17 protein-coding genes and 1 pseudogene are annotated in these 18,173 nt (G+C 73.7%); 5 read left to right on the forward strand and 13 right to left on the reverse strand.

From position 1 onward, the window contains the following. The 3 genes and pseudogenes from BJP40_RS14375 to BJP40_RS14385 all read right to left on the reverse strand — a co-directional run. A pseudogene (locus BJP40_RS14375) lies at nucleotides 1-252 on the reverse strand (tellurium resistance protein TerC); the annotation flags it as partial. A gap of 118 nt (nucleotides 253-370) precedes the next feature. Continuing rightward, complete coding sequence (locus BJP40_RS34305) at nucleotides 371-1,081, reverse strand: hypothetical protein (RefSeq protein ID WP_071280700.1); 711 nt, start codon at nucleotides 1,079-1,081, stop codon at nucleotides 371-373. 908 nt (nucleotides 1,082-1,989) lie between these two features. Further along, nucleotides 1,990-3,300 carry an aldolase/citrate lyase family protein gene (locus tag BJP40_RS14385; protein ID WP_071280701.1) on the reverse strand — a complete coding sequence of 437 codons (1,311 nt, stop codon included), beginning with the start codon at nucleotides 3,298-3,300 and terminating at the stop codon, nucleotides 1,990-1,992. Between the two features lie 606 nt (nucleotides 3,301-3,906). Between BJP40_RS14385 and BJP40_RS14390 the strand changes: the two genes are divergently transcribed. Beyond that, nucleotides 3,907-4,110: a hypothetical protein gene (locus tag BJP40_RS14390; RefSeq protein ID WP_071280702.1), complete on the forward strand. Its 204-nt coding sequence runs from the start codon at nucleotides 3,907-3,909 to the stop codon at nucleotides 4,108-4,110. A 75-nt stretch (nucleotides 4,111-4,185) separates the two neighbouring features. On the opposite strand, the gene BJP40_RS14395 is transcribed toward BJP40_RS14390, so the two are convergent. From BJP40_RS14395 to BJP40_RS14410, 5 genes are all read right to left on the reverse strand, one after another. Next, nucleotides 4,186-5,148: an electron transfer flavoprotein subunit alpha/FixB family protein gene (locus BJP40_RS14395; protein WP_071274819.1), complete on the reverse strand. Its 963-nt coding sequence runs from the start codon at nucleotides 5,146-5,148 to the stop codon at nucleotides 4,186-4,188. 55 nt (nucleotides 5,149-5,203) lie between these two features. Continuing rightward, nucleotides 5,204-5,989, reverse strand: coding sequence for an electron transfer flavoprotein subunit beta/FixA family protein (locus tag BJP40_RS14400; RefSeq protein ID WP_071274817.1), 786 nt, complete (start codon nucleotides 5,987-5,989; stop codon nucleotides 5,204-5,206). Between the two features lie 190 nt (nucleotides 5,990-6,179). Beyond that, entirely contained in the window at nucleotides 6,180-6,713 is a 534-nt protein-coding gene (locus BJP40_RS14405) for a flavin reductase family protein (protein ID WP_071280703.1), read from the reverse strand. A 58-nt stretch (nucleotides 6,714-6,771) separates the two neighbouring features. Further along, nucleotides 6,772-6,852: a putative leader peptide gene (locus BJP40_RS36310; protein ID WP_319020153.1), complete on the reverse strand. Its 81-nt coding sequence runs from the start codon at nucleotides 6,850-6,852 to the stop codon at nucleotides 6,772-6,774. A gap of 85 nt (nucleotides 6,853-6,937) precedes the next feature. After that, a complete protein-coding gene (locus BJP40_RS14410) occupies nucleotides 6,938-7,240 on the reverse strand; it encodes a thioredoxin family protein (protein WP_226962956.1) in 303 nt (100 codons plus the stop codon). A gap of 428 nt (nucleotides 7,241-7,668) precedes the next feature. Here BJP40_RS14410 and BJP40_RS14415 point away from each other — a divergent pair, with 428 nt between their 5' ends. After that, on the forward strand, nucleotides 7,669-8,391 hold the full coding sequence (locus tag BJP40_RS14415; protein ID WP_071274809.1) for a 1-acyl-sn-glycerol-3-phosphate acyltransferase: 723 nt from the start codon (nucleotides 7,669-7,671) through the stop codon (nucleotides 8,389-8,391). Nucleotides 8,392-8,420: 29 nt separating this feature from the next. On the opposite strand, the gene BJP40_RS14420 is transcribed toward BJP40_RS14415, so the two are convergent. The 4 genes from BJP40_RS14420 to BJP40_RS14435 form a co-directional block, all read right to left on the reverse strand. Further along, nucleotides 8,421-9,050 (reverse strand): transglutaminase family protein, encoded by a 630-nt coding sequence (locus BJP40_RS14420; protein ID WP_071280705.1) that lies wholly within the window; start codon nucleotides 9,048-9,050, stop codon nucleotides 8,421-8,423. Between the two features lie 101 nt (nucleotides 9,051-9,151). Beyond that, the gene (locus BJP40_RS14425; RefSeq protein ID WP_071280790.1) at nucleotides 9,152-10,231 is read right to left on the reverse strand and encodes a low specificity L-threonine aldolase; all 1,080 of its coding nucleotides are present in this window, start codon (nucleotides 10,229-10,231) and stop codon (nucleotides 9,152-9,154) included. Between the two features lie 11 nt (nucleotides 10,232-10,242). After that, nucleotides 10,243-11,007, reverse strand: a complete 765-nt coding sequence (locus tag BJP40_RS14430; protein ID WP_071274803.1) for an SDR family NAD(P)-dependent oxidoreductase — start codon at nucleotides 11,005-11,007, stop codon at nucleotides 10,243-10,245. Nucleotides 11,008-11,087: 80 nt separating this feature from the next. Then, a complete protein-coding gene (locus BJP40_RS14435) occupies nucleotides 11,088-12,485 on the reverse strand; it encodes a DUF6421 family protein (RefSeq protein ID WP_071280706.1) in 1,398 nt (465 codons plus the stop codon). Nucleotides 12,486-12,700: 215 nt separating this feature from the next. On the opposite strand from BJP40_RS14435, the gene BJP40_RS14440 reads away from it, so the two are divergent. Together BJP40_RS14440 and BJP40_RS14445 are read left to right on the forward strand one after the other, a co-directional pair. After that, a complete protein-coding gene (locus BJP40_RS14440) occupies nucleotides 12,701-13,372 on the forward strand; it encodes a glycerophosphodiester phosphodiesterase family protein (RefSeq protein ID WP_071280707.1) in 672 nt (223 codons plus the stop codon). 745 nt (nucleotides 13,373-14,117) lie between these two features. Next, nucleotides 14,118-16,697, forward strand: a complete 2,580-nt coding sequence (locus BJP40_RS14445; protein WP_071280708.1) for an ATP-dependent Clp protease ATP-binding subunit — start codon at nucleotides 14,118-14,120, stop codon at nucleotides 16,695-16,697. Nucleotides 16,698-16,707: 10 nt separating this feature from the next. On the opposite strand, the gene BJP40_RS14450 is transcribed toward BJP40_RS14445, so the two are convergent. After that, complete coding sequence (locus BJP40_RS14450) at nucleotides 16,708-17,265, reverse strand: GNAT family N-acetyltransferase (RefSeq protein WP_071280709.1); 558 nt, start codon at nucleotides 17,263-17,265, stop codon at nucleotides 16,708-16,710. Between the two features lie 136 nt (nucleotides 17,266-17,401). Between BJP40_RS14450 and BJP40_RS14455 the strand changes: the two genes are divergently transcribed. Continuing rightward, on the forward strand, nucleotides 17,402-18,109 hold the full coding sequence (locus BJP40_RS14455; RefSeq protein WP_071280710.1) for a DUF5134 domain-containing protein: 708 nt from the start codon (nucleotides 17,402-17,404) through the stop codon (nucleotides 18,107-18,109). Nucleotides 18,110-18,173: the final 64 nt, after the last annotated feature.

Genomic DNA, 18,173 nt, shown 5'->3' on the forward strand with positions numbered 1-18,173 from the left:
GATCGACAGCGCCTTCTCGATCAGATAGCCCGCGTAGTACGTGGAGGACACCTCGCCGCCCTGCCAGACGAGCAGGACCAGGCCGAAGGCCAGTCCGATCGCGATCCACACACCCGACCACAGTGCCGCTTCCTTGAAGCCGATCACGTGATTGTCCCGGTGGACGAGCAGGTCGACGGCGAGCATGACGGCGATGACCAGCGTGACGGCGGCCCAGGCCCACAGCGGGACGGCGAACGGGACATCGTTCATGGCGGATCGGCTTCCTTCCCTTGCTCGGGACGGCGGACGGACGATTGGAGGAGGGGAGCGCTCCGGCCGACGGGCCACGGAGAGGAGCCAGGCCGGAAGCTCAGGTTTCAGCCGGGTGTCACGTCCACGGCTCTGCCCGACAGCGGTCGTACGGCGTCGGGGGCTCGTCGCCGGAGCGATGCGCCGCCCGGCGGAGAGCCGTGCCGCAGGCGGGGGCGCCCGCCGTGACGGGGCCCGGGTCTGAGGGCCGGCCGACCCCGGCAGCCGGGAGGCGCCCCTCGGCCAGGGTCCAGACGTGGCCCACCACGGCGGGGGACAGACCGGCCGAGACGGTTCCGGCACCGTCGTCGGGGGACACGGCGTGGACGAAGGCACCGCCGCGCAGGAGTGAGGTGTCGATCAGGGTGAGTGCGTCCAGCCCGGCCGGCCCCTTGCGGGAGGCCACCACCAGCGGGGAGTAGTGGCGCGCGGCCAGGTCCAGCACCGCCCCCGCGGCCCCGGGCCGTGGCCGGCCCGCCGGGTCCGCGAGGCGCGGGGCGGCCACGGGGATGTAGCCGACGTTGTCGCGCCGCAGCCTGATCAGCACGCGCGCCAGGTGGCTGCCTGCGGGGGCGGTCTCCTCACTGGTCGCGGCCGGTGTCCGCGGCCGGCCGGGCAGGACGGCCACGAGGAGCACGGGGACGCGGCGGGGGGCGGCCAGGCCGACGGCGGCGTCCACCACCGTGAGGTCGCAGGGCCGTCCGGTCAGCAGCGCGGTGACCGGCTGCGGCAGGGGCACGCGCAGCGCCTGGGCGCTGGTGGCGGGGCATGTCGGGGTCGAGGTGGCCATCGTGCGCCTCCTTTCAGCGGGGCCGGAGGGGCGGGGTCTCTCCAGCGTCACCCGACCACGCACCCACGTCAAGCTTTACGCGAAAACTGATTCGCTAATGCTTCTGCGGCAAGCTCGCGCATGGGCCCGAAGCCCCCGCGGGCACGCCTCACCGCAAGGGAGGCGCGGGCACCGCAGGTGTTTCCGGTCCCTGGGCGTGAGCTGCGCAGAACCGGGCGACCTGGGGGCTGGCGGGACGACTCGGCGGCATCGCCGGGAGTGCGGTGATCCGCTGCCGCGGACATGGGCGGCGGAGACAACGTTCTGCCCTGGTCCAGCGCGGGTCATGGCGCTGGCGGAGGACCCGGTGGGCCCGGCGGCGGGTGGCTGCGATGCAGCGGGGCGAGCGGGCGGAGGGCCCGGCGTGCGGGCGGTCGTGGACTGCGGGGGCCGAGCGGTCGACGGCGGAGGCGTTCTACTCGGACCACTGCCGGGTGGGGGCCTGCCGCCGGCGGCGGGCGTCACGGAACGGCGTTGCGCAAACGCCAGTGCCGAACGCCCGAGCCGACGCACCCGCATCACCAGCACCCGGACACCCGTGAGCCCCGGCATCCCCGCCGTCAGGCGCCCTCAGCCCGCAGGCGTCCGCCCCGACGACTCCACCGGGGCAGACACGTCCTTCGAGCAACCACTTCCCTGGCGGGTGCCTCCACCGAGCACGCCCTCCGGCGGGCGCATTCACAGAGCGACGCCCTCCGGCAGGCGGCTTCGCCCGGCGCCACCGGCCCGCCGGGTGTGCCCCGGGGCGCACCAGGACTCCCGGCCCCCTCTCCGGGGCGACCTCGCGAAGGCCGGCGGTACCCCCGCCCTGCGAGGACGTGCGCCGGGCGGAGGCGGGGTGACGGTCGTGGCCCCGCCGTCTGCGGTGGCTACGGGGCGGTAACGGTCAGGTCGCCGCGCCTCGGGGCGGCGAAGCCGTCGAGGTCGGCGCGGGTGAGGCCGGTGAGCGCGGCCACCTCGGCGGTGTCGAGTGCGCCGCAGTCGATGCCGCGCAGCAGGTAGGAGCTCAGAGCCTTGGCGGTGGCCGGTTCGTCCATGACGTCGCCGCCGGCCTGGTTGGCGTACGCGGCCAAACGGGCCGCGGCCTGCGCGAGGCCCTCGCGGTAGAAGGCGAAGACGGCGGCGTACCGGGTGGGGAGGTGGCCGGGGTGCATGTCCCAGCCCTGGTAGTAGGCGCGGGCCAGGGCGCGGCGGGTCAGGCCGTAGTGCAGCCGCCAGGCGTCGTGGACCTGCTCGCTGGGCCCCACCGGGAGGACGTTCGTCGACCCGTCGGAGACCCGTACGCCGGTGCCGGCCGCCGCGACCTGCATGACGGCCTTGGCGTGGTCGGCGGCGGGGTGGTCACTGGCCTGGTAGGCGGCGGACACGCCGAGGCAGGCGCTGTAGTCGAAGGTGCCGTAGTGGAGGCCGGTGGCGCGGCCCTCGGCGGCGTCGATCATGCGGGCGACGGTCGCGGTGCCGTCGGCGGCCAGGATGGCCTGGCTGGTCTCGATCTGGATCTCGAAGCCGATGCGGCCGGGCTCCAGGCCGCGGGCCTTCTCGAACTCCTCCAGAAGCCTCACCATCGCGGTGACCTGCTGCGGGTAGGTGACCTTGGGCAGGGTGAGGACGAGCCCGTCCGGCAGCCCCTCGGCCTCCATCAGGCCGGTGAGGAAGACGTCGAGGGTCCGGATGCCCCGGTCGCGTACGGCGGCCTCCATGCACTTCATGCGGATGCCCATGTACGGGGCGGCCGTGCCGTTCCGGTACGCCTCGGCGACCAGACGGGCGGCACGGGCGGCGTCACGGTCCTCGTCGGCGTCGGTGCGGCCGCCGTAGCCGTCCTCGAAGTCGACGCGCAGGTCCTCGACGGGCTCCTGCTCCAGCTTGGCCCGTACGCGCGCGTGGACGGGTTCCGCGAGCCCGTCGGGCAGCCCGAGGACCGCGGCCAGGGCGGCGGCGTCGGGGGCGTGCTCGTCGAGCGCGGCGAGGGCGCGGTCCCCCCAGGAGCGGACGGTGTCGGCGGCGAAGGCGTCGCCGGGCACGTAGACGGTGTGCACGGGCTGCCGGGTGCCGGGGTCACCGGGGTAGCGGCGGGCCAGCTCGGCGTCCACCGCGGCGAGGGAGGCGCCGACGCCTTCGCCGACCGCACCGGTGAGGCTGGTCGCCACCTGCTCCTGCCGGTCTTCGTACCGGTCCATGCCCGCATCCTCCATCAACTGAATGTTTCCGCCTATTGGAATCCCTAATCCGCATGGTGAAGCTATCGGGGCGGGTGGAGGTGCGTCAATGGTGACCGGCGCGGTGCGGGCGCACCCGCCGCGGGGGCCCGCCCCGGCGAGACGGTGCAGCCGCGTCAGCGCGGGGCGCACCCTCGCACGCCCAGGGGCAGAGCGGGCTCGGAAAGCCCTTCCGTGACCGGCCCCGAGGACCGCCGACCGCCGACCGCCGACAGCGAGGACGAGCACGAGGAGGCGAGCAGCAACACCCGGAGCTTCCTCGGCTCCTGGAGCCGGGGTCCGGTGTGCGGGTCGCGCACGGGCCTGAGCAGGTCGCGCTCCGCCCCACCGCAGCACCGCTCAGCGGCGGACGTGCGGGCTGCGGTGCGGACGGCTTCCCGTCCTCGCCGAGGGGCGGCCGCTCACCGGTGGCCGCACCGCGGGGCCTCACCTTCAGTTTGGACAGTGCAGGCATTTCCGCGCCCTCACCTCGGGCGATGCGGACGGAGTCTCACCGGGCATGTCAATGAAACACTGGAAGGAGCCGGGCGCCCGGCATCGACTGGTCCCGTGAGGAAGGACGGACACATGAAGTTCCTGCTCGAAGTGACCGTGGACGGCGAGGCGTCGGCGGAGACGACCGCGAGGGAGCTGGGGCGCATTCTGCGTTACTGGGGCGGCAACCTGCACCACTACGCGATGAAGCCCGGCGACGGGTCCGCCGTCCACGACTCCGCGTACCGCGAGGTGGGCCGCTGGAGGCTCGTCGCGGACGGGGAACCGGCGGTGTGACGGCACGGCAGAAGGCCCGGGGCCGTGCGGTGGGGTTCCACCGCACGGCCCCGGGCCGCGTACCTGGGCGCGCGATCAGCCCTTGCGGGACGTGACCTCGTCGGTCAGCTGCGGGACGACCGCGAAGAGGTCGCCGACCACGCCGTAGTCGACCAGCTCGAAGATCGGGGCCTCGGCGTCCTTGTTGATGGCGACGATGGTCTTCGAGGTCTGCATGCCGGCGCGGTGCTGGATCGCACCGGAGATGCCGGCCGCGATGTACAGCTGCGGGGATACCGACTTGCCGGTCTGGCCGACCTGGCTGGTGTGCGGGTACCAGCCGGCGTCCACGGCGGCGCGCGAGGCGCCGACGGCGGCGCCGAGCGAGTCGGCCAGCGCCTCGATGATCGCGAAGTTCTCGGCGCCGTTGACGCCGCGGCCGCCGGAGACCACGATCGCGGCCTCGGTCAGCTCGGGGCGGCCGGTCGACTCGCGCGGGGTGCGGGAGACGACCTTGGTGCCGGTGGCCTTCTCCGAGAAGGAGACGGACAGCGCCTCGACGGCACCCGCAGCGGCCGCGGGCTCCACGGGGGCCGAGTTCGGCTTGACCGTGATGACCGGGGTGCCCTTGGAGACACGGGACTTGGTGGTGAAGGCGGCGGCGAACACGGACTGCGTCGCGACCGGGCCCTCGTCACCGGCCTCCAGGTCGATGGCGTCCGTGATGATGCCGGAGCCGATGCGGACCGCGAGGCGGGCGGCGATCTCCTTGCCCTCGGCGGAGGACGGCACCAGTACGGCGGCCGGCGACACCGCCTCGTACGCGGCCTGGAGCGCGTCGACCTTCGGGACGACCAGATAGTCGGCGAACTCGGGGGCGTCGGCGGTGAGGACGCGGGTGGCGCCGTGCTCGGCCAGCGTGGCGGCGGTGGCCTCGGCGCCGGCACCGAGGGCGACGGCAACCGGCTCGCCGATGCGGCGGGCGAGCGTCAGCAGCTCCAGGGTCGGCTTGCGGACGGCGCCGTCCGCGTGGTCGACGTAGACGAGAACTTCAGCCATGGGACTTCTTCTCTCCTGCTTGCGAAAGGTGAGGGGGCGGTGGGGGGCCGAAGCCTCAGATGAACTTCTGGCCGGCGAGGAACTCCGCGAGCTGCTTGCCGCCCTCGCCCTCGTCCTTGACGATCGTGCCGGCGGTGCGGGCCGGCCGCTCCTCGGCCGAGTCGACCTTGGTCCAGGCGCCTTCGAGACCGACCTCGTCCGCCTCGATGTCGAGGTCGTCCAGGTCCAGGGACTCCACGGGCTTCTTCTTGGCCGCCATGATGCCCTTGAAGGACGGGTAGCGGGCCTCGCCCGACTGGTCCGTCACCGACACGACGGCCGGGAGGGACGCCTCCAGCTGCTCGGTCGCGGCGTCGCCGTCACGGCGGCCCTTGACCACGCCGTCCTCGACGGAGACCTCGGAGAGCAGGGTGACCTGCGGGACGCCGAGACGCTCGGCGAGCAGGGCGGGGAGCACTCCCATGACGCCGTCGGTGGAGGCCATGCCGCAGACGACCAGGTCGTAGCCGGTCTTCTCGATGGCCTTGGCGAGCACCAGGGAGGTGCCCATGACGTCGGTGCCGTGCAGGTCGTCGTCCTCGACGTGGACGGCCTTGTCGGCGCCCATGGACAGCGCCTTGCGCAGGGCGTCCTTGGCGTCCTCGGGACCGACGGTGAGCACGGTGATCTCCGCGTCGTCCGCCTCCTCCGCGATCTGCAGCGCCTGCTCGACCGCGTACTCGTCCAGCTCCGACAGCAGGCCGTCGACGTCGTCGCGGTCGACGGTCAGGTCATCGGCGAAGTGCCGGTCGCCGGTGGCGTCGGGCACGTACTTCACACAGACAACGATCCTCAAGCTCACGCCGGCTCTCCTACTGCATCGTCATTACTGGGCTGCCTTGTTGCACGCAGCATAGGCGCCTTATGGGGCGGTTTCCGCTCGGGGCGGCGGGCGCCCCGCAACGAAATATTACTCGTCAGTACACCGGGAGCCTTCCCGGTAAGCAAGCGCTTTGAACTGTGACCTTGGCAACGCTGAGTAACCAGGTCTCTCAGTCCCGCAGGGCGTTGAACCGCCCGTGGTGGTAGAGCAGGGGGCGGCCCCCGCCCGCTCCGGGGTCGCCCGCGACGACCTCGGCCACGACCAGCCGGTGGTCCCCCGCGGGTACGCGTCCGACGATCCGGCACACCAGCCAGGCAAGCGCCCCCTCCACGATCGGCACGCCCTCGGGGCCCGGGTACCAGCGGGTCGGCGCGGCGAACCGGTCGGCTCCGCTGCGGGCGAAGGTCGCGGCCAGGTCCTGCTGGTGCTCGCCGAGTATGTGCACGCCGACGTGGTCGGCGGCGGAGACGGCGGGCCAGCACGACGACGCGGTCCCGATGCCGAACGAGACGAGCGGTGGCTCGGCGGACACGGAGGTCAGGGAGGTGGCGGTGAACCCGGCGGGCCGGCCGCCGCGGGCGGGACGGCCGGAGGCGGTGATCACGGCGACGCCGGCGGCGTGCCGCCGGAAGGCGGCGCGCAGCAGTTCGGGGCCAGCGGCCGCGGGGGCGGCGTCCGGACCGAGCGCGGGGGTGACCGTCATGGAGTTGTCCTTCTGCTGGTGCGAGGCGCGGTGGCGCGGGTGGGCGGTCCTTGGCTGCTCAGACACCCGGACAGAGCGCGCTCGCGCTGCGGGCGAGGTCGACGTGGACCCGCCCGACGAGAAGGAGTTCGTACGGCACGGGCGCCAGCCTGGCGAGCGGCGGCCGACGGCGTCAAGGCCGCACGACACAATGCGACGAGTGTCACGGCTGTTCGCGGCGCAGGTCACAGGACGTGGCCGAGGGCGGCGATCACGTCGACGCGGCGCGGCTGCCCGGCTGCGCGGCGCACCACGCGCCCGGCGGAGTCGAGGACGAGCACGGTCGGCGTGCGGGTGATGCCGAGGGCGCGCACGAGCGGGAGGTGCCGCTCGGCGTCGATCTCGACGTGGGCGACGCCGTCGACCATCGCGGCGACCTCCGCGAGGGTGCGGCGGGTGGCGCGGCACGGCTGGCAGAAGGCGGTGGAGAACTGCACGAGCGTGGCCCGTCCGCCGAGCGGCACGCCGAGCTCGTGCGCACCGAGCACGGCCGGGTCCTCCTGCGGGCCGCCGCCCCTCGCGTCCGTCGCCACCGTCGTCCAGCTCCTGTCTGTCGTGCCGTCGCTCCGCCGCGACCCGTCCGTCACGCACTGACTGCCCCGCATCCGCTCGTCGGCGCGTCCGGTCGCCGCCACGGCCGGGAACCATGACTCCGGTCCTCGCGTCCGGTGGCCGTCCGCCGGGTCCGCACGCCCGGGTCACGTGCCGCCGCGGTCCGGGATGCCGGGAAGGTCCCGCATGCGCCCGTGATCGGGGGGAACGTGACGAGCATCTCCCTGCGTTTCCCATCTTCCCAGGCCGTGCGGGGTGGCCTGCCCCCGGCCGCATGGGGCACGATCGGGCCATGCCGTTACCTACGGCCGCGTAACCTCGCCGGGAGCACCGCCCGGGTTGTGGAAGAAGGGTTTTCTCCTCGATGGCAGAACTCGTCTATCGGCCGGTCATCGGCGCCGCGCTGACCCTGTTCAAGGCGCTGGACCTCAAGATCGACGTGCAGGGCTCGGAGAACATCCCGCGCCAGGGCGGGGCCGTGCTGGTGAGCAACCACATCGGCTACCTCGACTTCGTCTTCGCGGGGCTCGCCGCCCGGCCCCAGAAGCGGCTGGTGCGCTTCATGGCGAAGGAGTCCGTCTTCCGCCACAAGGTGTCCGGCCCGCTGATGCGCGCCATGAAGCACATCCCCGTCGACCGGGCGCAGGGCGAGGCGGCCTACCGGCACGCGCTGGACGCCCTGCGGTCCGGCGAGGTCATCGGCGTGTTCCCCGAGGCCACCATCTCGCAGTCGTTCACCCTGAAGGGCTTCAAGTCCGGCGCCGCCCGCCTCGCCCAGGAAGCGGGCGTCCCCCTGGTGCCCGTGGCCCTGTGGGGCACGCAGCGGCTGTGGACCAAGGGCCGTCCCCGCAACCTGAAGCGCAGCCACATCCCGGTGACGATCCGCGTGGGGCAGCCCGTGGAGGCCCCGGCCGACCAGTACGCGGGCGCCATCACCCGGCGGCTGCGGGAGCGGGTCCAGGAGCTGCTGGAGACGGCGCAGCGGGCGTACCCGGTGCGCACCAAGGACGCGGCGGACTCCTGGTGGATCCCGGCCCACCTGGGCGGCACGGCCCCCTCCCCCGCGGAGCTGCGCGAGGCGCAGTAACGCTTCGGCAGCCCGCCGCGTGCTGCGGGTCAGTGCGCGGGGGACGCAACGTGCGCGGCGCCGCCTTCGGGAAGCTCCTCGGGCAGGATGCGCCACAGGTGGCGCCGGTCGGTCGCGGTCCGCAGGGCCGCGAGCACGCGCGGGTGGGGTGCGGCGTGGAGCTCCGGGTAGTCCGCCTCGCCCAGCTCCGGGCGCGCGGGGAACGCCAGGCGCTCCCCGTCCAGGGAGAAGCACGCGGTCACGCCGGGCTTGTTGCCGCGGCAGTCCTGCCGGTGCCAGGCCCCTCTGAGCCGGACGGCGACGAGGCCGTGGAGTGCGTGGCCGTCGCCTCCGTCCACGAGGCGCTGGTAGCAGAGGGCGGTGGGGATGTCCTCGGCCCGCAGCAGCGCTGCCAGGGCGTGCGACTTGGCGTAGCAGACGCCGGTGCGCCGCTCCAGGACGTCGGAGGCGCGCCAGGTGACGCGCGGGTCGCCGCTGTCCGCGGAATGGGGGACGGCGTCGCGGACGTACTCGAACGCACGTCGCGCATAGTCATACGAGTCCGCAGCCTGTCCGGCCAGTCGGGCGGCCACCTCGCGGACCACGGGATGATGATGGTCGATCACGTCGTCGGCCGCCAAGTACGCGGACAGGTCGGGGTTCTGCTGGATCAGCTGCATGCTTGCGGAGCATAGGTATGCGACCGACCGAGAGTCAATGAACTTTCAGTCAGCCGCATATCTATGCAACGCTCGCGAGATGGCCGGCGCCCCTGGGGCCCCTACTGGGCCATCTCCTCCTTCAACGCCTGGACGAAGGCGTCGACGTCGTCCTCGGTCGTGTCGAAGGAGCACATCCAGCGCACGTCGCCGGCCGCCTCGTTCCAGAAGTAGAAGCGGAACCGCTTCTGGAGCCGCAGGCTCACCTCGTACGGCAGCCGCGCGAAGACCGCGTTGGCCTGGACCGGGTAGAGGATCTCCACGCCGTCCACCGACCGCACACCGTCCGCGAGGCGCTGCGCCATCGCGTTGGCGTGCCGGGCGCTGCGCAGCCACAGGTCCTTCGCGAGCAGCGCCTCGAACTGCACGGACACGAACCGCATCTTCGAGGCGAGCTGCATGGACATCTTGCGGATGTGCTTCATGTGGCGGCCGACCTCGGGGTTGAGGACGACGACCGCCTCGCCGAAGAGCAGTCCGTTCTTCGTGCCGCCGAGCGTCACGACGTCCACGCCGACCGCGTTCGTGAACGCCCGCATCGGGACGTTCAGCGAAGCGGCCGCATTGGCCAGCCGGGCCCCGTCGACGTGGACCTTCATGCCCAGCCCGTGGGCGTGCTCGACGATGGCGCGGATCTCGTCGGGCGTGTAGACCGTGCCCAGCTCGGTGTTCTGGGCTATGGACACGACCTGCGGCATGGCCCGGTGCTCGTCGTCCCAGCCGAACGCCTGCCGGTCGATCAGCTCGGGGGTGAGCTTGCCGTCCGGCGTGGGCACGGTCAGCAGCTTGAGGCCCGCCATGCGCTCCGGGGCGCCGCCCTCGTCCACGTTGATGTGCGCGGACTCGGCGCACACCACCGCTCCCCAGCGGTCGGCCAGCGCCTGGAGCGCCGTGACGTTGGCGCCGGTGCCGTTGAACACCGGGAACGCCTCGGCCGTGGGGCCGAAGTGGCTGTGCATCACCCGCTGGAGGTGCTCGGTGTACTCGTCCTCGCCGTAGGAGATCTGATGCCCCCCGTTGGCGAGGGCGAGGGCCGCGAGGACCTCGGGGTGGGCTCCGGCGTAGTTGTCGCTGGCGAAGCCCCGCACCGACGGGTCGTGGTGGCGGCGGGCGTCGGTACGGGCCGGCGCGGACGGGATCATGCCTGCCGGGGTCACGGCTTGGGAGTCAGCCACAGACGCTGTCCATTCACTTCCTGGGCGGGCTGCTCCCAGACGCCGGCGACGGCGTCGGCCAGGTCCTTGACGTCGGTGAAGCCCGCGAACTTCGCATTCGGGCGCTCGGCGCGCATGGCGTCGTGCACCAGTGCCTTGATCACCAGGATGGCAGCCGCCGCCTTCGGCCCCTCCTCGCCCCCCGCCTTGCGGAAGGAGTCGGCGAGGGCGAGGGTCCACGCCTCCGCGGCGGCCTTGGAGGCGGCGTAGGCGGCGTTGCCCTCGGTCGGCTTGGCCGCACCCGACTGGCTGACCAGCACGTACCGGCCGCGGTCGCTGCGCTTGAGGGCCTCGTGGAAGGCGAGGGAGGTGTGCTGGACGGTGCGGATCAGCAGCTTCTCCAGCAGCGCCCAGTCGGCCAGGTCGATGGAGGCGAAGTCGGAGCTCCCGCGCCAGCCGCCCACCAGGTGCACCACTCCGTCGACGCGGCCGAACTCCTTCTCGGTCTTGTCGGCCCACTCGCGGGTGGCGGCGGCGTCGAGGAGGTCGACCGTGTCACCGGTCACGGTGGCGCCGCCGTGGGCGTAGCGTGCGGCGTCGACGGCCTCGGCCAGGCGTTCGGCGTCGGCGTCGGCGGCGACCACGGTCGCACCGGCCTCCGCGAGCCTGAGCAGGGCGGCGCGCCCTGCGGGGCCCGCCGCTCCGGCGACCACGATGACGGCGCCTTCCAGGGGGCCGCCGTTCCCGTTGACGTTGTCGGTCATGCTGCTCGTCTCCTCCGCACCCGGCGCGGGTGCCGTGTCGGTCGCCTGTGTCCTGCCTGCCTTCCCCGACGGTTCGGGGCTCACGCGGCCGCCTTCTCGACGTCGGCGGCGGTGATCCCCTTGGTGGAGGCGATCACGGACTTCAGCTTCTTGGCGAGCGCCTCGAAGAACATGCTGAGCGGAAACTCGTCCGGAAGCACGTCGTCCACGAGCTTGCGCGGCGGCTGCGACACGTCGAGGGCGTCCGGGCCCTTGGCCCAGCGGGAGCCGGGGTGCGGGGCGAGGTAGGTGGAGACCAGGTCGTACGCGGCGAACCAGTGCACCAGCTTCGGGCGGTCGATGCCGTCGCGGTACAGCTGCTCGATCTCGCCGCACAGCTGGTTGGTGACCTCGGGGGCACGGTCCCAGTCGATGTGCAGGGTGTTGTCGGTCCAGCGCACCACGCCGTGCTTGTGGAGGTACGCGAAGAGCAGCTGGCCGCCGAGGCCGTCGTAGTTGCGGACGCGGTCGCCGGTGAGCGGGAAGCGGAACATGCGGTCGAACAGCACCGCGTACTGGACGTCCCGGCCGTGCGGGTTGCCCTCGGCCTCGAGCCGGACGGCCTCCTTGAAGGCGGTGAGGTCGCAGCGCAGCTCCTCCAGGCCGTACATCCAGAACGGCTGGCGCTGCTTGATCATGAAGGGGTCGAAGGGCAGGTCGCCGTGGCTGTGGGTGCGGTCGTGGACCATGTCCCACAGCACGAACGCCTGCTGGCAGCGCTGCTGGTCGCCGAGCATCTCCCGGATGTCCTGGGGCAGGTCGACGCCGAGCACGTCGACTGCCGCCTCGGTGACGCGGCGGAAGCGCGCCGCCTCGCGGTCGCAGAAGATGCCGCCCCAGGTGAAGCGCTCGGGGACCTCGCGGACCGCGACCGTCTCGGGGAAGAGCACGGCCGAGTTGGTGTCGTACCCGGAGGTGAAGTCCTCGAAGGTGATGCCGCAGAAGAGCGGGTTGTCGTAGCGGGTGGCCTCCAGCTCGGAGAGCCACTCCGGCCACACCATGCGCAGCACGACGGCTTCCAGGTTCCGGTCCGGGTTGCCGTTCTGCGTGTACATCGGGAAGACCACCAGGTGCTGGCGGCCGTCCACCCGCTCGGCGGCGGGGTGGAACTCCATCAGGGAGTCGAGGAAGTCCGGCACGGCGTAGCCGCTGTCGGCCCACTTGCGCAGGTCGGCGACCAGGGCGCGGTGGTACGCGGCGCCGTGCGGCAGCAGCGGGGAGAGCGCCTCCACGGCGGCGACGACCCGGGCGAGCGCGGCGTCGACGTCCGCGCGGGCCGGGGCCCCCTCGGCGCCGAAGTCGACGGAGCCGTCCGCGGACTGCCGGACGCGGATCTCCTCCACGGCATTCTTGAGCTCCGTCCAGGCCGGGTGGTCGATCACCCGGGTCCCGGCGGCCACGGCACCACCGGCAACGTCCTGCACAAGAATTTCCGTCATTTCACTTCCTCCACGGGAGAACCTCGCGTCAAGGCACCGTATCCATGTGCGCGTTTCCACCACAAGGGGGGTTGGCGAAAATTATCCTGCGCCACCCCTCGGCAACCGTCGATTTTCCTGCGCGGTACCCCCGAATCGCACACTTAAGCCGCCTCGCAGGCGGCAGTTCACCCTCGGGGTAGCGGAGGGCGACTCCTTCACTACGCTGGGGAAGCATGCGTCCCCTCATCATCGGCCACCGCGGCCTCATGGGCGTCGAGCCCGAGAACACCCTGCGCTCCTTCGTCCGCGCGGAGCGGGCCGGCGTGGACGCCGTGGAGCTCGACCTGCACCTGAGCAAGGACGGGGTGCTCGTGGTGATGCACGACGCGGACGTGGACCGCACGACCGACGGGACGGGCCCGGTCGCGGAGAAGACGGCGGCGGAGCTGCGCGCCCTCGACGCCGGGTGCGGTGAGCGGGTCCCCCTCTTCGAGGAGGTGCTGGACGCGGTGCGGGTCCCGGTCCAGGCCGAGATCAAGGACGCGGCGGCCGCGCGGGTGCTGGCCGCGGTGCTGCGGCGGCGGGATCTGCTGGGCCGGGTGGAGGTCTCCTCCTTCCACGACGAGGCGCTCACCGCGATCGCGGCGCTCGCCCCCGGTGTGCGGACGGTCCTCATCGCCGAGCGCTGGGGGCCCGACATCGTCGACCGCGCCCTGGCGGCGGGAGCGTGCGGTCTGGCGCTCGGCATCAGGCGGATCACCCTGGAGGTCGCCGAGCAGGCCCGCGCGGCGGACCTCCGCGTCATCGGCTGGGTGGTGAACACGCCGCAGCACCTGCGCCTCGCCGAAGCGCTCTCCCTGGACGCCGCGACCACGGACCATCCTCCGCCGGCCCTCGGCCGCTGACGGCCCCGCACCGAAACCGCAGGACGGACGGGAGGCTGCGGCGGGCCGCGCGTCCCTGCGGCCCGGCGCGGAACCGGGGCGCGGCGGACCGGGGGACCGCCGCCCGCCCGACGGAGGAGCCGAGACGGAGAGCGCGGGCGGACGGGGAACCCTCCGCCTGGGCAGGAAGCGCCCCGGGCGGAAGGAAGCCGCGCCCGGCGCTGCCGCGAACCCTCGGAGACCGGTGCTCCACGCCACCGCGCCCCGCGGCGGCCGGCTTCCCCGTACCCACGGAACCCGACCGTCCCGGCTCCCCCGCCCCCGCCCGTGCCGCCCGGCGGAACCGCGACGCCCACCCACCGGTACCGGTCCGGGCACCACCCCCGCGGCCGCGGCCGTCCGGCAGGCACACCGGTCGCCGGTCCGCTCTCCGTACCGGCGGCCGGCGGGGCCCGGATGTCACCTGGGAGGAGCAAGGCGCGCACCGCGCCTGCCCCCGCGGCGCGGCCGCACGGCGCTGCGGCGCCCCGCCGCCCGTGCAACGGGCGCGTCGGGCCGCGCCGAGCCCTCCGGTACGGGCCGCGCACCTCCCGCCGGGCACCCGTCGGGCGGCCCGCCGCGGCGCCCCGGCAGGCCGCCGCAGAGGGTGGCCCCGGGTGTAAGCCGGAGCCGTCGGGGCACTCGCGCGCTGGATTTCGCCGTCAGCGGCATGAATCCTGGACGGACAGGGACGGATCGGCCTAACTGGGACGGACGGTACGGACAGATGAGCAGTGGTTTCCTCGGACCCGAGGGCTTCGGCCCCGACCCGTTCAGCGAATTCCTGGCCCGCCTCTTCGGCGGTACGCAGGCCGCGTCCGCGGCCCGACGCGGCCCCCGGTACATCGACATCGCCCGCATGATGAGCGAGCCGACGCGGCGCATGGTGGACGAGGCGGCCTCGTACGCGGCCGAGCACGGCAGCCCGGACCTGGAGACGGAGCACCTGCTGCGGGCCGCGTTGGAGACGGAGCCGATCCGCGACCTGGTCGTCCGCGCGGGCGCCGACCCGGACGCCCTGGCCGCGGAGATCGACCGCACCGCAGGCGAGGGGCCCCCGCAGTCCCGCATCGCCGTCACCCCCGCCGTCAAGCGGGCGCTGCTGGACGCGCACGACCTGGCACGGCACATCGGCGCCTCCTACATCGGGCCCGAGCACGTGCTCGCCGCGCTGGCCGCGAACCCGGACTCCGCCGCGGGCCGGATCCTGCGGGCCGCCAAGTTCGACCCGGGGTCGGTGCCGTCGTCCTCCGGGCCGGCGCCGCAGCGCGGGAAGGGCGGTGGGCCCGGCGGCTGGGAGAACACCGCCGCCGACCAGCGTCCGGCGCCGCAGCACGGCACGCCGACCCTGGACAAGTTCGGGCGGGACCTCACCGACATGGCCCGATCCGGCCGCATCGACCCGGTCATCGGCCGGGAGGAGGAGATCGAGCAGACCGTGGAGGTGCTGTCCCGGCGCGGCAAGAACAACCCGGTGCTGATCGGGGACGCCGGCGTCGGCAAGACCGCCGTCGTCGAGGGCCTCGCCCAGCGCATCGCCGACGGCGACGTGCCGGACTCCCTCCTCGGCCGCCGGGTCGTGGCCCTCGACATGACCGGCGTCGTCGCCGGCACCCGCTACCGCGGCGACTTCGAGGAGCGGATGACCGGCATCATCGACGAGGTGCGGGCGCACTCCGACGAGCTCGTGGTGTTCATCGACGAGCTGCACACCGTCGTCGGCGCGGGCGGGGGCGGAGGCGGAGGCGAGGGCGGCTCCATGGACGCGGGCAACATCCTGAAGCCCGCCCTGGCGCGCGGCGAGCTCCACGTCATCGGGGCGACCACGATGGAGGAGTACCGCCGCTACGTCGAGAAGGACGCGGCGCTCGCCCGCCGCTTCCAGCCCATCCTGGTGCCCGAGCCGAGCACCGAGGACGCCCTGGAGATCCTGCGCGGGCTGCGCGACCGGTACGAGGCCCACCACCAGGTGCGGTACACCGAGGAGGCCCTGCTGGCCGCCGTCGAGCTCTCCGACCGCTACCTGACGGAGCGGTTCCTGCCCGACAAGGCGATCGACCTCGTCGACCAGGCGGGTGCCCGGGTGCGGCTGCGCGCCCACGCCCAGCCCACCGACGTGCGGGCCCTTGAGCGGCAGGTGGAGCAGCTCACCCGCGACAAGGACCAGGCGGTCGCGGCCGAGCAGTACGAGCGGGCGACCGAGCTGCGCGACCGCATCCAGGAAGTGCAGGCCCGCATCCGGGACAGCCGCAGCGAGCCGTCGAACGGGGACGCCCGCGACCGGGTCCTGGAGGTCACCTCCGAGGACATCGCGCAGGTCGTCAGCCGGCAGACCGGCATCCCCGTCAGCCGCCTCACCCAGGAGGAGAAGGACCGCCTGCTCGGATTGGAGCAGCATCTGAAGGAACGCGTCATCGGGCAGGACGAGGCGGTGGCCGCCGTGTCCGAGGCGGTGCTGCGGTCCCGCGCCGGCCTCGCCGATCCGCGGCGGCCCATCGGCAGCTTCCTGTTCCTCGGGCCCACCGGTGTCGGCAAGACCGAGCTGGCGCGGGCCCTCGCGGACGCGCTGTTCGGCAGCGACGAGCGGATGGTGCGGCTCGACATGAGCGAGTTCCAGGAGCGGCACACCGTCAGCCGGCTGGTCGGCGCGCCCCCCGGGTACGTCGGCCATGAGGAGGCCGGGCAGCTCACGGAGGCGGTGCGCCGCCACCCGTACTCGCTGCTGCTGCTCGACGAGGTCGAGAAGGCCCACCCCGACGTCTTCAACGTGCTGTTGCAGGTCCTGGACGACGGCCGGCTCACCGACTCGCAGGGGCGGACCGTCGACTTCAAGAACACGGTCGTCGTGATGACCAGCAATCTGGGCGCCGAGGCCGTCGGCACCGGGCGGGGCGTGCTCGGCTTCGGGGCCGCGGAGGCCGGCGGGGACGACCAGGCCGCGCGGGACCGGGCGCTGCGGCCGCTGCGCGAGCACTTCCGCCCCGAGTTCCTCAACCGCATCGACGAGATCGTCCTCTTCCGCCGCCTGGAGGGCCGGCAGCTGCGGCAGATCACCGACCTGCTGCTGGACGAGACGCGGCGCCGCATGCGCGCCCAGCACGTGGCGGTCGAGTTCTCGCCGGACGCGGTCGACTGGCTGGCGCAGCGCGGCTACCAGCCCGAGTACGGCGCCCGGCCGCTGCGCCGGACCATCCAGCGGGAGGTGGACAACGAGCTGTCGCGGCTGCTGCTGGACGGCCGGCTGCGGGACGGCGGCCGGGTGAGCGTCGGGGTGTCGGACGGCCGCCTGGACTTCCGCACGGAGTGATCCGCGGGCGTCAGCCCAGCCCGGTGAGGTCCTTCACGAGGAGTTCGAACCGCAGGTCGTCGCGGCGGGGCAGGCCGAAGCGCTCGTCGCCGTACGGGAACGGGGTCATCCGTCCCGTACGGCGGTAGCCGCGCCGCTCGTACCAGGCGATGAGCTCCTCGCGCACCGAGATCACCGTCATGTGCATCTCGCGCACGCCCCACTCGGCGCGGGCCCGCCGCTCGGCTTCCGCGAGGACCTGCCGCCCGAGTCCGCCGCCCTGCAGCCCGGGGCGCACCGCGAACATGCCGAAGTAGGCGGCGTCACCGCGGTGTTCGAGCTGGCAGCAGGCGACGATGGCACCGTCCCGCTCCGCGGTGAGCAGCCGTGAGCCCGGGGTGGTGATGACCGCGCGCACCCCCTCGGCGTCGGTGCGGCGGCCGTCCAGGATGTCGGCCTCCGTGGTCCAGCCGGCACGGCTGGCGTCACCCCGGTACGCCGACTCGACGAGGGCGACCAGTGCGGGCACGTCCGCCTCGACGGCGTCGCGGTAGGTCGGCTCGCCTGTGCCCTGCAGTGCGGTGTCCATCGTGTGGGTCTCCCCTCGGCTGTGCTGTCCCGGCGCCCGAGCCTAACGCGCTCCCCCCGTACGCCTCTGCGCGTGCGTGCGCCCCCGGGCCCCGGGGGCATCTCACGGAGGGCGATACGGGGAGGGGTGTGCCGGCGTGTCGGAGTGGCTGCTGGTGGTGCTGTGCGCGGCGACCGGGGCGTACTGCCTGGTCCGGAGCGTGCGGATGCGGCGCGCCGGCGCGCCGCGGGAGGGGCGGGAGGCCGGCGGCGAGGCGGTGATGGCCTTCGGGATGGCCGCGATGGGAGTGCCCGCGGCCGTGCTTCCTCCTCCGCCGGGGATGTGGGCGCTGTACTCCGCGGTGTTCGGCGCGGCGGCGGTGCGGGCCGCGTGGGCGGCGCGCCGCGGCCGGGGCCATCTGCACCATCTCGTGGGGTCGCTGGCGATGGTGTACATGGCGGTGCCGCTGCCCGGCGCGGGTCCGGCGACCGGCCACGCGGGGCACGCCGGGCACGCGGGAGGTGGGCTGCCGCTGGTGACGGGCGTCCTCTTGGCGTACTACGCGGTGTGGGTGCTGCGCACGGGCGTGATGCTCGTCCCTGCCGGACCGGCGGTGGGCGTCACGGTCGCCGACGGTCCGGCCGGGGGCTCCGCGGGCCTCGTCGTCGGGGGCCCGGCAGGCGCCGCGGCGGGAGGCCCGGCGGGTCCGGTCACGGGCCGGGGCACAGGCGCCGCGGACCCGACCGCGGGGGGCGGGGCGGGCGGCGGCCCGCCGGGCGACGGAGTGTGGGACGGACCGGAACTGGCGGTGGGCTGCCGGATGGTGATGGCGGTGTCCATGCTGGCGATGCTCGGCACGATGTGACCGCCCTGCCCGGCGGCCGGGGCGGACGACGTGGTGGCCGGGTCCGGCTCGGCGCACCCCCGGC

The sequence above is a fragment of the Streptomyces sp. CC53 genome (assembly GCF_001865245.1).
Classification (GTDB): Bacteria; Actinomycetota; Actinomycetes; order Streptomycetales; family Streptomycetaceae; genus Streptomyces.

Coding starts and splice junctions, on each gene's coding strand:
- BJP40_RS34305 (WP_071280700.1), bottom strand. CDS start 1,081: ATGGCCACCTCGACCCCGACATGCCCCGCCACCAGCGCCCAGGCGCTG.
- BJP40_RS14385 (WP_071280701.1), bottom strand. CDS start 3,300: ATGGACCGGTACGAAGACCGGCAGGAGCAGGTGGCGACCAGCCTCACC.
- BJP40_RS14390 (WP_071280702.1), top strand. CDS start 3,907: ATGAAGTTCCTGCTCGAAGTGACCGTGGACGGCGAGGCGTCGGCGGAG.
- BJP40_RS14395 (WP_071274819.1), bottom strand. CDS start 5,148: ATGGCTGAAGTTCTCGTCTACGTCGACCACGCGGACGGCGCCGTCCGC.
- BJP40_RS14405 (WP_071280703.1), bottom strand. CDS start 6,713: ATGACGGTCACCCCCGCGCTCGGTCCGGACGCCGCCCCCGCGGCCGCT.
- BJP40_RS14415 (WP_071274809.1), top strand. CDS start 7,669: ATGGCAGAACTCGTCTATCGGCCGGTCATCGGCGCCGCGCTGACCCTG.
- BJP40_RS14420 (WP_071280705.1), bottom strand. CDS start 9,050: ATGCAGCTGATCCAGCAGAACCCCGACCTGTCCGCGTACTTGGCGGCC.
- BJP40_RS14425 (WP_071280790.1), bottom strand. CDS start 10,231: ATGATCCCGTCCGCGCCGGCCCGTACCGACGCCCGCCGCCACCACGAC.
- BJP40_RS14430 (WP_071274803.1), bottom strand. CDS start 11,007: ATGACCGACAACGTCAACGGGAACGGCGGCCCCCTGGAAGGCGCCGTC.
- BJP40_RS14435 (WP_071280706.1), bottom strand. CDS start 12,485: ATGACGGAAATTCTTGTGCAGGACGTTGCCGGTGGTGCCGTGGCCGCC.
- BJP40_RS14440 (WP_071280707.1), top strand. CDS start 12,701: ATGCGTCCCCTCATCATCGGCCACCGCGGCCTCATGGGCGTCGAGCCC.
- BJP40_RS14445 (WP_071280708.1), top strand. CDS start 14,118: ATGAGCAGTGGTTTCCTCGGACCCGAGGGCTTCGGCCCCGACCCGTTC.
- BJP40_RS14450 (WP_071280709.1), bottom strand. CDS start 17,265: ATGGACACCGCACTGCAGGGCACAGGCGAGCCGACCTACCGCGACGCC.